Raw genomic sequence first — 14,372 nt, 5'->3', positions numbered from 1 at the left:
CTGAATCAGTTTAACATGGTGTTGTCTAAAATGAATGGATTCTCTCGTGAATTCAAATTTTAGAAACACCTTTTTTGTGTGAAACATAGCCAAAACTCATTCCATGGGCATTCTTTGAATCTGAAGAACGGTTCGTTGTATAATCAAGAATGTAACCAAGCGTATTGCATTTTATCTATTATAAAAGTCCGTTAGCAGCGCTATTGGAATTTGCTGTGATGGAGAATTTTCCATAGGGAGGTAAGTTCAGTGACCAAATCTACAAATATTGATACAGTTAATGATGTAAGAAGTGCCATTCAAAACCGGCGTACCGTTAAAAAGTTTAAAAAAGATGCTGTGCCTACAGAACAAATTATCGAGCTGTTAGATACGGCAGTCTGGGCACCAAACCATAAATTGCGTGAACCGTGGAGATTTTTGTTATTTACTGGAGATGGGCGGAAGAAGCTTGCAGAAGCGATTGAAGCAGAGATGGGCGAAGATAACAAATTTTCAGCCAATGTTATGCAGGTACCATCGATCATGCTTGTGGTTCTGGAAGAGGATCCAAGACAAAATATATGGGATGAGGATTTTGCTGCAGTAAGTGCACTGGTGCAAAACTTTATGCTAGCTGCATGGAGTGAAGATATTGGAACCTTTTGGGTAACCAAGCCTTTCCTGTATGCACCGAAATTCCGCAAACCACTGGGGATTGAGGCTGGCGAAAAAATTGTCGGTATGGTCTACATGGGTTATCCGGAGGTCATCCCTTCTGCGAAAGAACGCACACCGGCCAAAGACAAACTTACCCTTTTTGATTGAGTAAATAGAATGCCTGTCCGTGTCTTAACCAATAAACCGTTCAAGGTCTCCTTTTCAGTGAAATGAAGGAGATAACCTGAACGGTTTTTTTAGTGGCGTCATTGAAGTGACTTTACATGTTATGAGCTGGAGCTGCTAAGGGTCTAAAACAAATTCAGATCCAACTGCCGATACTGAATCGCCTCAGCCACATGAGCAGTTAAAATTTCGCCGTCATGATCCAGATCGGCAATTGTCTGTGCCATTTTGATAATGCGATCATGAGCACGCATACTTAAGTTAAGAGCCTGCAGTGTTTGCTGGAGCAGATGGTCGGCTTCTGCGGGAAGACGTGCTGTTCGACGGAGCAGTCTTCCAGATAACTGACTATTCCAACGCACAGAGCTGCTCGCATAGCGCTTTGCCTGGATATGATGAGCGTGGACAACCTTGGCTTGCATCTCGGCAGAAGTGGGGGAAGGTGCTGCCTTCCGCCATTCGCCAGGTGGAGGAACCTCGACCTGCAGATCTATCCGATCCAGCAAAGGGCCCGATATTTTGGCCCGATATGCTGCAACGCGTGAAGGGCTGCATATACAGCGCTGATCCTCGGATTGAGCGGACAAATACCCGCACGGGCAGGGATTCATGGAGCATGCAAGCATAAACTGTGCGGGAAACGTAAAAGCAGCTCTTGCTCGGCTTATGGTGACCGTATGATCCTCCAGTGGCTGCCGTAAAACTTCAAGAACTTGACGATGAAACTCAGGAAGTTCATCAAGAAACAGAATACCGCGGTGTGCAAGGCTGACTTCACCCGGCTTCGGAATACCGCTTCCACCGATGAGGCCGGAAGTGGATATCGTATGATGTGGTGACCGGAAGGGTCGTTCCGTAACCAAACCGGTTGACGTTTCTTTCAGTTTCCCAGCAGCACTTAGCACTTTGGTGACTTCCAGTGCTTCTTCCTCTGATAACGGAGGGAGAATAGTGGGCAGACGTTTGATCAGCATCGTTTTGCCAGTCCCTGGTGGTCCCACTAGCAGTATATTATGCATCCCGGCTGCGGCAATCATCAGCGCACGCTTCACATGATGTTGTCCGAGGACATCACTATAGTCATCGTTTAACGAAGCCGGAATCTGAGTCTTGGCGTTGGGATTGGAGATACCCTGTTCATATGCTGCAGGTTTAATAAGGTGAGCGAAGTTATTCAAAACGACCGTTCCCGCTTTGGACAAGACACCATCTTTTGTCTGGGAATCAGGCTTATCTGGCGCAATGTCTCTTAAATGTCCGATTCCATATACGTTGATACCGCTAATTAACGAAGCTTCTGCCAGATTATCAACGGGGAGGAGAACGGAAGTGAAGCCTTGACGCTTAGCCAGATCCACCATGGCAAGTACACCTGGTACGGATCGAACCGAGCCATCCAATGCGAGTTCGCCGAGTAAAAGTGTTCTTTCCTGGGACGGCAGCACGAGCTGCCCACTTGTCATTAGCAAAGCTACGGCAATAGCAAGATCAAATGAAGAGCCTTCTTTGCGAAGGTCAGCTGGGGCAAGATTGATCGTAATCCGTTGTAATGGATATTGATATCCGCAATTTTTGACAGCAGCACGAACACGCTCTACCGCTTCACGAATCGCCGAGTCCGGCAGGCCGATAATGGAAGTCTGGGGCAGTCCGTTGGACAAATCTGTTTCCACTTCAATTAATACCCCGTCAATTCCATATAAACATGCACTATACAATTTTCCGTACATAATAAAAAAGAAACACCTCACTTCGTCCTTGGCTGCGCATAATGCGGGCCAGTGTGCGAATTAAGGTGCTTCCTCAGCTTCTAATAAGCATTGTATATAAAAGAAATCAGGGCGTCAACCTGTCTTCATCATCGCTGTAATTCTAACCCTGAATTCTGAAATTTTATCAATCCACTCTCGTGAATATCATCAGAAAATCATTGTCTGAATAGGTTATATCGTTAATAATACTAACCATCTCAAAGTAGAGGGAATGAAACTGTTTTACGAATTTAATTAAAGTACGTTTAGTTCGACATCAATGTTGCCGCGTGTTGCACGGGAGTAAGGGCAGGCTTGATGAGCCGCTTCTACCAGCTTCTCTGCTGTAGCCTTGTCTACGCCTTTTGCAAGAACGTCGAGTGTTGCCGCGATGCCGAAGCCGCCGTCCTCCACTTTTCCGAAATGAACTGTAGCTGTGACTTCAGTACCTTCTAACTTGATTTTTTGCATGCGAGCAACCATATTTAGTGCACTATCAAAACAAGCTGCATAACCTGCTGCAAACAATTGCTCCGGGTTGGTACCTTCTCCACCTGCACCGCCCATTTCTTTCGGTGTGCGTACATCTAAACGAAGTTCCGGACTGGAGGATTCTACATAACCGTTACGTCCGCCAACTGCTTTTACCGTAGTTTCATACATTTTTTGTTGAATAGTCATCATGTCAATTCGCTCCTTTATGTTAACAATTATATTTTATACAATTTAATTTAACACAATAAAATAGAAAAGTAAAATCCCTTGTGCTCAATTATTCTGTTTTTTTTCTAATTTGTGATAATATATATAGAGAGAGTTTTTAGGTTGTGCAGATAAGCATGCAAAAGACAGGCTTAACACAGAGCTTTCTACAAGAAATTAAATGTACAATAGGCAGGTGGGATTAATATTATGCAAACGGATGCTTTGAAGTTGGATAACCAATTATGCTTTGCTATATATGCTTGTTCACGTGAAATCACAAAGATGTACCAGCCATATCTCGAAGTACTGGGTGTCACCTACTCGCAGTATTTGGTCATGATGGTATTGTGGGAGCGAGAGGAATGCACGGTTAAAGAAATCGGAGAGGCACTCTACTTGGATTCGGGAACGTTGACACCGCTATTAAAACGCCTGCAATCTGCTGGACTCATTCATCGTGAACGTTCAGCACAGGATGAGCGCAAAGTGCTTATTACGTTAACTGATTCAGGTAAGGAGCTTCGCAATAAGGCTCTGTCCATTCCGGATTCTATTCAGGGGGATGCTTGCCTGAGCAGTACGGAATTTGAATCGTTGCTTGGTCAGTTTAAAGGGCTTCTTCAGAAGGTACATGAAACGAATATGAAAGAAGCTAGAAAATAACCTGGAAATAATCTTGATATAACGAAAAGGGGAAACCTTAGACATATTAGTCTGAGGTTTTTTCCATTAATATCCAAGCATTCACAATATGGGATGATATCCATATCAAAAAGCTGTCTATTAATCATTACTTTTTTAAGGAAAGCGTTTTAAAAACGTGTTACAATGAATTGGGTTTAAGTGAAAATAGTCAACATTTGTCTTTTGGTAGTCAACCAACCCGCCTTGTTGCAGTCATGTTGATAGGAGGATTCGAGAATGAATATCCATGAATATCAAGGAAAAGAAGTACTGAAACAGTATGGAGTTGCCGTTCCTAATGGGAAGGTTGCTTATACAGTCGATGAAGCGGTTGCGGCCGCAGAGGCACTGGGCAGTCCGGTGACTGTAGTCAAAGCGCAAATTCACGCAGGTGGCCGGGGAAAAGCCGGCGGCGTAAAGGTAGCGAAGAGCGCAGACGAAGTTAGAGCGTATGCTTCCGAAATTTTGGGAAAAGTACTGGTGACACACCAGACCGGACCGGAAGGCAAGGAAGTAAAACGTCTTTTGATCGAAGAGGGCTGCGATATCCGCAAAGAGTACTACGTGGGTGTTGTTGTTGACCGTGCAACGGGCCGTGTCGTGATGATGGCATCCGAAGAAGGCGGTACGGAGATCGAAGAAGTGGCTGAAGCTACTCCTGAGAAAATCTTCAAAGAAGTTATTGACCCTGCTATTGGATTACAAGTGTTCCAAGCACGTAAATTGGCCTACAGCATTAATATCCCGAATGAATTGGTGAACAAAGCGGTCAAATTCATGCTTGCATTGTACACTGCATTTGTGGAAAAAGATTGCTCCATTGCTGAGATCAACCCTCTTGTTGTTACTGGAGATGGAAACGTTATCGCGCTGGATGCGAAACTGAATTTTGATTCCAACGCATTGTTCCGTCATAAGGATATTTTGGAACTGCGCGACTTGGATGAAGAAGACGAAAAAGAAATCGAGGCTTCCAAATACGACCTCAGCTACATAGCACTTGATGGCAACATCGGCTGTATGGTTAACGGTGCGGGACTTGCGATGGCTACGATGGATATCATCAAATACTACGGCGGAGACCCGGCCAACTTCCTTGATGTTGGGGGCGGTGCAACAACGGAGAAAGTAACAGAAGCTTTTAAAATCATTCTGTCTGACGCCAAAGTGGCGGGCATCTTCGTTAACATTTTTGGCGGAATCATGCGCTGTGATGTCATTGCAAACGGTGTGGTTGAAGCAGCGAAGCAGCTTGGCCTCACAAAACCGCTGGTTGTTCGTCTTGAAGGAACGAATGTGGAGCTTGGCAAACAGATTTTGGGTGAATCCGGCCTGAACATTGTACCTGCTGATTCCATGGCCGACGGTGCACAAAAAATCGTTGCCCTCGTAAAATAAGTTCATTCCTGGGCCATTTATATCAATCCAAAGAGCGGTTTGCAATCTTCATGAATTGGATCGGAATGCTTCAGTCCGTCTAATTCATGTTCCCGCTAGCGATGGAATCGAATGATATAAATTGCTTTCTTAGTGCCGGAGCTATCCGGAACTTGAAAAATAACCGTAAGGATGTGAAGCAACGTGAGTATTTTGATCGATAAAAATACAAAAGTCATTACGCAAGGCATTACGGGTTCAACGGGAATGTTCCACACGAAGGGCGCATTGGATTACGGAACCCAGATGGTAGGCGGTGTAACACCAGGCAAAGGCGGGACCAATGTTGATATCACGCTGGAAGATGGCACAGTCGTTAGTCTTCCGGTATTCAATACGGTACAAGAAGCGAAGGAAGCTACAGGTGCAACAGCGAGTGTTATCTATGTGCCACCAGCATTCGCAGCGGATTCCATCATGGAGGCTGTTGACGCAGAGCTTGATCTTGTAATCTGTATTACAGAAGGTATCCCTGTCCTTGATATGGTGAAGGTAGACCGTTTCATGGAAGGCAAAAAGACGGTATTGATCGGACCGAACTGTCCTGGTGTTATTACACCGGGTGAATGTAAAATAGGGATCATGCCTGGTTATATCCATATGGCTGGACATGTTGGCGTCGTTTCCCGTAGCGGAACGCTCACCTATGAAGCTGTTCATCAATTGACTACACGTGGAATTGGACAGTCTTCAGCGGTGGGAATCGGGGGAGACCCGGTTAAAGGTTCCGAATTCATTGATATCCTCAAACGATTCAATGAAGATCCTCAAACTCATGCTGTCATCATGATCGGGGAGATCGGTGGTACAGCAGAGGAAGACGCTGCAGAGTGGGTACGCGACAATATGACCAAACCGGTTGTTGGATTTATCGGTGGTGTTACTGCGCCTCCAGGCAAACGGATGGGTCATGCTGGTGCCATTATCTCAGGAGGTAAAGGTACAGCCAAGGAAAAAATCGCGAAGCTTGAATCCTGCGGTATCAAAGTTGCGCCAACGCCTGCCGAGATGGGCTCTACACTGGTAAGCGTACTAGAAGAGCGTGGTATTTTAAATTTGTGCACGACACATTAATTCTTTTCCATTATAATAGTAGAAACGGTGCGGAGATGTTATCTCTCATAACCGACTATTGTGATACGGAAAAGGTAAGCAACCTTTTGTCCTTAAACGGGGCGAAGGGTTGCTTTTTTGCGTTGAATTACTTGCCAAATGAGTGAGCTGAAATGCTCTCTTTAAAGTAAACGCTTGCATTCTGTCGTCACAACCTACACAATATGAGGGAAGTGTTCTTCCCGCTTGGGAGGCTTATAGAATGGAGAAAAGCTTGATTCTGTTTGGTTTGCATGAGATGGATGGTGTTGGGAAGAAAACGATCTCGAAATTAATGACAGGGGGACATAACCTTCCGGATTTGCTTCATTATGACGAAGGAGATTGGGTTCAAGCCGGGTTGCGTAAAGATCAGGCCGCCAGGCTTGTGAATACTTTCGATGCAGACTGGATTGAGCATAGGCGTGAAGCGGTTTATAAACAAGGAATTCAGGTTATTACCTATCTGGATGAAGAATACCCCATATTAATGAAGGAAACCGTTCAGGCACCTTGGGTTATGTATGGCCGTGGGGACATGAATTTGTTACATACAAAGGCAATTGCCATGGTAGGAACTCGAATGCCAACTGTATACGGTCGCAAAGTAGGCGAGAAACTGACGACAGAATTCTGTCATGCAGGGTTGACCATAGTAAGTGGTCTTGCCCGTGGTATTGATAGCACCTGTCATGAGGCAGCTCTTCGCGCAAAAGGTAAAACCATTGCTGTTTTTGGCACAGGAATTGATAAGATCTATCCACCTGAGAACAAAAAACTAGCTGAGCAAATTGCTGAAACAGGTCTATTACTGTCGGAATATCCACCAGGCACACGTGCTCATCAAGGACTATTTCCGGAACGTAATCGAATTATTGCTGGTTTGACACTTGGAACGCTGGTTGTAGAAGCAGATATCCGAAGCGGCTCCCTTATTACTGCAGATGCTGCGCTTGAAGCAGGGAGAGATGTATTTGCTGTTCCGGGCCCCATTACATCACCCAAGAGTCGAGGGTCACATAATCTGATTCGTCAGGGGGCAAAATTGGTCACTTGTGCGGACGATCTGCTTGAAGAGTACCGAATGGACTTGCCAAATCCCGAACAACTTCCTTACAATAGAGGACGTTCCCCAGAAAAGGGAGAAGGTAATCATACGGATATGTTTCCTAAGGTGAGTCTCTCATCTGATGAGAGAAGGATCATCTCTCTGCTGGAGCAGGACGAAAGATCTTTGGATCAACTTGTAGAGCAGCTCGGTTGGGATTTTGGACATTTGCATTCAGTTCTGTTATCTTTAATCATAAAAAAACAGATTAGCCAATTACCTGGAACCAAATATGCAAGGGTATGACAATGCTGTGACCACGCGGCATGTGAAAATAGATTATTAACGGAAGTTATTTAATTGCTGACAAGGATGAAAAGGAACAAGCAGTTTCATGACTGAGAGGAGGATGAACCTATGGCGGATTCACTCGTAATCGTGGAGTCGCCCTCAAAGGCGAAGACAATCGGCAAATATTTAGGCAGCAAGTTCATCGTGAAGGCTTCGATGGGACATGTGCGCGATTTGCCGAAAAGTCAGATCGGCGTTGAGGTGGAGAATGATTTTAATCCGAAATATATTACGATCCGCGGCAAAGGTTCGATTTTGAAAGAACTGAAGGATGCACGAAAGAAAGTAAAAAAAGTGTACCTCGCAGCTGACCCGGATCGCGAAGGCGAGGCTATTGCATGGCACTTGGCTCATGCACTTGAACTGGATGACACGGAGGATTGCCGAGTTGTCTTCAACGAAATTACGAAGCAGGCAGTTAAGGATGCGTTCAAAACACCACGCAAGATTAACATGGACTTGGTTAATGCACAGCAGGCCAGACGAATTCTGGATCGGCTTGTCGGATATAAAATCAGTCCTCTATTATGGAAGAAAGTCAAAAAAGGATTGTCCGCTGGACGTGTGCAGTCGGTGGCAGTCAAAATCATTTTGGATCGCGAAAATGAGATCGATGACTTTGTTCCAGAAGAGTACTGGAGCATTACGGCGAAGCTGACTGCAGACGGCAATCCGTTTGAAGCGAAGTTCCATCAATTGAACGGGGCAAAAACCGAACTGGGAAGCGAAGCCGAAGTACAAGCTATCTTGAAACAAATTGAGAATGCGGATTTTACCGTCAAAGAAGTGAAAGAGAAAGAACGCAGCCGGAATCCATCCGCTCCGTTTACGACAAGTTCTTTGCAGCAGGAGGCTGCACGGAAGTTGAATTTCAGGGCTTCCAAAACGATGTCGGTTGCTCAACAGCTCTATGAGGGCGTAGACCTCGGAAAAGAAGGCACAGTGGGTCTCATTACGTATATGCGTACAGACTCCACCCGGATTGCGGCATCAGCTCAGGAAGAAGCCAAAGAATATATTGTTGGCAAGTATGGTGAAGCTTTTGCACCTGAAACGCCAAGAAACTATTCCAAGAAGGCTGCCAATGCGCAGGATGCTCACGAAGCTATTCGTCCTACATCCATTTTGCGTGATCCGGATTCCATCAAATCATTTATGAGCCGTGATCAGTTCAGACTGTATAAACTGGTATGGGAGCGCTTCGTGGCTAGCCAGATGTCTTCCGCTGTCCTCGATACACTCTCTGTGGATATCGCAGCTGGAGATACCATTTTCCGTGCAGCAGGCTCCAAGGTTCGCTTTCAGGGCTTCATGAAGGTTTATGTGGAAGGAAACGATGATGGTACTACGGAAGAAGATCGTTTGCTGCCTCCACTAAAAAATGGAGATCGGTTAGAGAAGCAGGAGATTGAACCGAAACAGCACTTCACTCAACCGCCGCCCCGATATACGGAAGCAAGACTTGTGCGTACGCTGGAAGAGCTGGGCATAGGGCGTCCAAGTACATATGCACCAACCCTGGAAACCATTCAGAAGCGTGGATATGTGGCAATCGAAGAGAAAAAATTCATGCCGACCGAGCTTGGAGAACTGGTCATCGAGCAGATGGAGGAGTTTTTCCCTGAAATTCTGAATGTAGAGTTCACTGCCAATATGGAAGGTGATCTTGACCATGTGGAAGAAGGCTCGGAAGACTGGGTCAAGGTTCTTGCTGAATTTTACGAATCATTTGAGAAAAGACTCGAATTCGCAGAAGAAGAAATGAAAGAGATTGAGATTGAAGATGAGGTCTCGGACGAAATCTGCGAAAAATGCGGCAAGCCACTTGTCTACAAACTGGGTCGCTTCGGCAAGTTTCTTGCGTGCTCCGGATTTCCGGACTGCCGGAACACCAAACCGATTATTAAGGATATTGGCGTAACTTGTCCGAAATGTAAGGAAGGACATGTGGTTGAACGACGTAGTAAAAAAGGACGTATCTTCTATGGCTGCGACAAGTATCCAGAGTGTGATTTCGTATCGTGGGATAAACCGTCGGCCAAACCTTGTCCAAGTTGTGGTTCTCTCATGGTTGAGAAACGAAACAAGCAGGGGACGCGTTTGCAATGTACATCCTGTGACCATCAGGAACCGGTGGAGGAACCGGAAGAAGAAACAGCGGATTAGCATATATGGGGGTAAATGATTTTGACGAATGAACAAGTAGTAACGGTAATTGGTGCCGGGCTGGCAGGAACGGAAGCAGCTTGGCAAATTGCAAGTCGCGGTGTACGTGTGAAGCTATATGAGATGAGACCGGTTGTAAAAACACCGGCTCATCATACCGATAAATTTGCAGAACTGGTGTGCAGCAATTCGCTGCGTGCCAACGGTTTGACTAATGCAGTTGGTGTGCTGAAAGAAGAAATGAGAATGCTGAACTCCCTGGTACTGGGTGCAGCTGATCGAAATGCAGTTCCAGCGGGAGGAGCACTTGCTGTTGACCGCGATGGATTCTCGGGAGAGATCACTTCCACGCTTCATCAGCATCCACTCATCGAGGTGGTCAACGAAGAATTGACCTCCTTGCCAGAGGACGGTATCGTTGTTGTTGCAACCGGTCCACTGACTTCGCCAGCATTATCCGAACAAATCAAGGCACTGATGGGCGAGGAATACTTCTATTTCTACGACGCAGCTGCTCCAATCATTGAGAAAGACTCCATTGACATGAACAAGGTGTACCTTGCATCACGTTATGATAAAGGGGAGGCAGCCTACCTAAACTGTCCGATGACAGAAGAAGAGTTTGATATTTTCTATGATGCTCTGATTACGGCAGAGGTTGCCCAATTAAAAGAGTTTGAAAAGGAAATTTACTTCGAAGGCTGCATGCCGATTGAAGTCATGATGAAGCGAGGAAAACAAACGGCTCTGTTTGGTCCGATGAAACCTGTTGGTCTCATTAACCCGCATACAGGGGAGCTGCCACATGCTGTGGTACAGCTCAGACAGGATAATGCAGCAGGAACCCTGTATAACCTGGTTGGATTCCAGACACATCTGAAATGGGGAGAGCAGAAGCGGGTATTCTCGCTAATCCCTGGCCTGGAAAATGCGGAGTTTGTACGTTATGGTGTTATGCACCGTAATACGTTCATTAACTCTCCCAAACTGCTGCGTCCGACGTATCAGTTCAAGGAACGTCCAAATCTGTTCTTTGCAGGGCAAATGACAGGTGTTGAAGGGTATGTTGAATCTGCTGCTTCAGGTCTGATTGCGGGTATGAATGCAGCCAAAGCGGCACTTGGACAGGAACTTGTAGTGTTGCCGGTAGAGACAACGCTGGGCAGTATGGCACAGTATATTACTACGGCTGACTTCAAACACTTCCAACCGATGAATGCAAACTTTGGTTTGCTGCCAAAACTGGAAACGAAGATCCGTAACAAAAAAGAAAAAAATGAAGCTCTTGCACAGCGTGCATTGGATGGAATTGCCCGTTTTGCTGCTGCAGAAGGTCTAACCGTTCCGGGACACGTATAAATTAGTTTCGTGGGAGGAGGCTGAATCATGGATATGTCATTTCATGCTACAACGATCTGTGCAGTTCGTCATAATGGCAAGGCAGCGATTGCCGGAGATGGTCAGGTGACCATGGGGCAAAGCGTTGTGATGAAAAATACGGCCAAAAAGGTAAGACGTCTATACCGCGGACAGGTTGTAGCTGGTTTTGCCGGTTCGGTAGCGGATGCCATTACACTATTCGAAAAGTTTGAGGGTAAGCTGGAAGAGCATCATGGCAATCTGCAGCGTGCCGCGGTGGAGCTTGCCAAAGACTGGCGTCAGGATCGCATTCTGCGTAAGCTTGAAGCACTTCTTATCGTTATGGATAAGACAGGAATGCTGCTCATCTCTGGCGGAGGCGAAATCATTGAGCCGGATGACGATGTCATTGCGATCGGTTCTGGTGGGAACTTTGCCCTGTCTGCTGCACGTGCATTAAAACGTCATGCAACAAACCTGGAAGCCAAGGACATTGCCCGTGAGTCGCTGCAGGTTGCAGCAGAGTTATGTGTGTATACCAACAATAATATCATTGTAGAAGAACTGTAAGATAACCCCGCAAACTGAAACATAGAGCATGGCCGTTAGGGCTATTCCTATCAATTTGCGGGGTTATCCCTAATTTTGATAACATATTTCTATGCAGGATTTTAAGTAGACTGGTAGGAGGGAAGCGAAATGCAAACACAAGCGTTAACACCAAGACAAATCGTTGCAGAGCTTGATAAGTATATTGTCGGTCAGAAACAGGCCAAAAAATCGGTGGCTGTTGCCTTGCGCAATCGATATCGCCGCAGCCTTTTGCCAGAACATACGCAGGATGATATTGTACCTAAAAACATATTGATGATTGGACCGACAGGTGTTGGTAAAACGGAAATTGCCCGCCGTCTGGCTAAACTGGTGGGAGCCCCTTTTGTAAAAGTGGAGGCAACGAAATTCACGGAAGTGGGTTATGTTGGTCGTGATGTTGAATCCATGATCCGTGACCTGATTGAAACGTCCATGCGCATGGTCAAGCTGGAACGGACCGAAAAGGTAAAAGACAAGGCTGAAGAAGCTGCCAATGAACGCATCGTACATATTCTGGCTCCTTCCCAATCCAAGTCCAAAAATCAACGTAACCCGTTTGAAATGATATTTGGCAATAACGGAAACAATACGCCCGAGCAGGAAGAACCAGAGCCGGACACCAATGTCGCAGAGCGGCGTCGCAAGATCAAATTCGACTTGTTATCTGGTAAGTTGGAAGAAGATATTATTGAGATTGATGTCGAGGATACCGCCCCGAATATGATGGATATGTTTGCAGGGCAGGGAAATGACCAGATGGGCATGAATATGCAGGAGATGTTTGGAAGCCTGCTGCCACGACGCACCAAAAAACGCAAGCTGGCGATCAAAGAGGCTCGTAAAGTTCTGATCCAGGAAGAAGCAAGCAAGCTGATCGATATGGATGACGTTACGCAAGAGTCCATTCGCAGAGCTGAACAGACGGGTATCATATTTATTGATGAAATCGACAAGGTGGCCAGTCAGGGACGCGGCAGCGGCCCGGATGTTTCTCGTGAAGGGGTGCAGCGGGACATTTTGCCTATCGTGGAAGGTTCTACTGTGATGACCAAGTACGGACCTGTCAAAACCGATTATATTCTGTTTATGGCGGCTGGAGCGTTCCATGTGGCCAAACCTTCGGATCTGATCCCGGAACTTCAAGGACGTTTCCCAATTCGGGTTGAGTTAAATAGCCTATCCCTGGAGGAATTCGTATCTATCTTGACGGAACCTCAAAATGCGTTGACTAAACAATATGTCGACTTGCTGCGGACTGAAAATATTGAAATTGAATTCTCGGATGAGGCCATTCGTGAGATTGCCAAGCTTGCTGAATCCGTAAACCAAAATACGGAGAATATTGGCGCTAGGCGTCTGCATACTATTCTTGAGAAACTCCTTGAGGATTTATCCTATGAGGCACCTGAGCTCACACTGGAGAGAATGGTGATTACTCCGGAGTATGTGCGAGAGAAGCTGAACGATATTGCACAGGATCGTGACCTGAGTCAATATATCCTGTAACAACTTTTCACAGTAATCAGAAGAACTTTATGATATTGAAGTTTAAAGGTGGTATTCACTGTTTAATAGAAATAAGCGAGCTGCTGTTGAAGGAATAATCCTGATCAGTTAGCGATTGCTTATCTTTCTGACAGATGAATGCTGCCTTTTTTTGTTCCCGACTAATGGATTTCTATAGAAAAGCCGATAAAAAGATTGAAGTTACATTTTAAGGTAGGGAAAAAGTAGGACTTGTGCCGCAGTTGTCAGGATTCAAGGTCGTAAGATTCCGAAAAAGACAATGTTTGCGAGTGGAACAGTTTCCAAAATAAGGTTGTCTGTTTTATCCAAGTCTGGTTATCGGTTTAATTACCTTGCCGACAAAACTTGCGCAAATGCGCAAAAACTCGATTGGAGTAATACGCTGATGTAGTAAAATATTTTCGTTGACTTCCAAGTGTAACAGAGTTTTTAATTGTTAAGAAAGTGTTGTGTTATATCTGGGTAAACAAGTAAAGCAAGAAGGTTAGCTTGTCAATTATTTAATGTATTGAATGTTTCCTTCTAAAATTCTGATGAATAAAAACCTTGTTGCAACGGCAAATATTGCTAACACAATTAAGAGAAATTTTCCCAATTGCAGATGAAGTTGATGAAGTGACGGTAGGAATAAGATGGAAGAGCCTGCTATAAATTTTAAGAATGTTTAAGTGTGTGTTTTGTAGATGTGAACTCCAATTTGTTTTGGGACTCAACATTTGCGAAAAAATTCATAATTTGCAGAAAATACACAAAAAGCCCTCTCTTTCAGAAAAGATAGGGCTTTTTTCTTATTGTAATAAATGCCAATCTCGAAGAAACTTATGTTATACGAC

General features: G+C 45.3%; 11 protein-coding genes. 9 read left to right on the top strand and 2 right to left on the bottom strand.

What is annotated here, in order from left to right; all coding sequences use genetic code 11:
• Nucleotides 1-249 precede the first annotated feature (249 nt).
• Nucleotides 250-807 (top strand): nitroreductase family protein, encoded by a 558-nt coding sequence (locus tag CHH60_RS07735; protein ID WP_095358701.1) that lies wholly within the window; start codon nucleotides 250-252, stop codon nucleotides 805-807.
• Between the two features lie 143 nt (nucleotides 808-950).
• Here CHH60_RS07735 and CHH60_RS07730 read toward each other — a convergent pair whose 3' ends face one another.
• Nucleotides 951-2,555: a YifB family Mg chelatase-like AAA ATPase gene (locus tag CHH60_RS07730; protein ID WP_095358700.1), complete on the bottom strand. Its 1,605-nt coding sequence runs from the start codon at nucleotides 2,553-2,555 to the stop codon at nucleotides 951-953.
• A gap of 276 nt (nucleotides 2,556-2,831) precedes the next feature.
• The gene (locus CHH60_RS07725) at nucleotides 2,832-3,260 is read right to left on the bottom strand and encodes an organic hydroperoxide resistance protein (protein ID WP_095287845.1); all 429 of its coding nucleotides are present in this window, start codon (nucleotides 3,258-3,260) and stop codon (nucleotides 2,832-2,834) included.
• Nucleotides 3,261-3,488: 228 nt separating this feature from the next.
• Between CHH60_RS07725 and CHH60_RS07720 the strand changes: the two genes are divergently transcribed.
• From CHH60_RS07720 to hslU, 8 genes are all read left to right on the top strand, one after another.
• Entirely contained in the window at nucleotides 3,489-3,944 is a 456-nt protein-coding gene (locus tag CHH60_RS07720; protein WP_095287844.1) for a MarR family winged helix-turn-helix transcriptional regulator, read from the top strand.
• A gap of 258 nt (nucleotides 3,945-4,202) precedes the next feature.
• Nucleotides 4,203-5,363, top strand: coding sequence for an ADP-forming succinate--CoA ligase subunit beta (gene sucC, locus CHH60_RS07715; RefSeq protein WP_095287843.1), 1,161 nt, complete (start codon nucleotides 4,203-4,205; stop codon nucleotides 5,361-5,363).
• A 183-nt stretch (nucleotides 5,364-5,546) separates the two neighbouring features.
• Nucleotides 5,547-6,476: a succinate--CoA ligase subunit alpha gene (gene sucD, locus CHH60_RS07710; protein ID WP_095358699.1), complete on the top strand. Its 930-nt coding sequence runs from the start codon at nucleotides 5,547-5,549 to the stop codon at nucleotides 6,474-6,476.
• A gap of 241 nt (nucleotides 6,477-6,717) precedes the next feature.
• Entirely contained in the window at nucleotides 6,718-7,848 is a 1,131-nt protein-coding gene (gene dprA, locus CHH60_RS07705; RefSeq protein WP_095358698.1) for a DNA-processing protein DprA, read from the top strand.
• Nucleotides 7,849-7,959: 111 nt separating this feature from the next.
• Complete coding sequence (gene topA, locus CHH60_RS07700; RefSeq protein ID WP_095287840.1) at nucleotides 7,960-10,059, top strand: type I DNA topoisomerase; 2,100 nt, start codon at nucleotides 7,960-7,962, stop codon at nucleotides 10,057-10,059.
• Nucleotides 10,060-10,074: 15 nt separating this feature from the next.
• Nucleotides 10,075-11,418, top strand: a complete 1,344-nt coding sequence (gene trmFO, locus CHH60_RS07695) for an FADH(2)-oxidizing methylenetetrahydrofolate--tRNA-(uracil(54)-C(5))-methyltransferase TrmFO (RefSeq protein WP_375335143.1) — start codon at nucleotides 10,075-10,077, stop codon at nucleotides 11,416-11,418.
• A gap of 27 nt (nucleotides 11,419-11,445) precedes the next feature.
• The gene (gene hslV / locus CHH60_RS07690) at nucleotides 11,446-11,988 is read left to right on the top strand and encodes an ATP-dependent protease subunit HslV (RefSeq protein WP_095287838.1); all 543 of its coding nucleotides are present in this window, start codon (nucleotides 11,446-11,448) and stop codon (nucleotides 11,986-11,988) included.
• A 129-nt stretch (nucleotides 11,989-12,117) separates the two neighbouring features.
• Nucleotides 12,118-13,518, top strand: coding sequence for an ATP-dependent protease ATPase subunit HslU (hslU, locus tag CHH60_RS07685; protein ID WP_095287837.1), 1,401 nt, complete (start codon nucleotides 12,118-12,120; stop codon nucleotides 13,516-13,518).
• The last annotated feature ends 854 nt before the right edge of the window (nucleotides 13,519-14,372 follow it).

This window comes from Paenibacillus sp. 7523-1 (assembly GCF_002276415.1).
Taxonomy (GTDB): Bacteria; Bacillota; Bacilli; order Paenibacillales; family Paenibacillaceae; genus Paenibacillus; species Paenibacillus illinoisensis_A.
The sequence above is the reverse complement of the archived record's forward strand: the minus strand, read 5'-3'. Positions and strand labels throughout refer to the sequence as shown.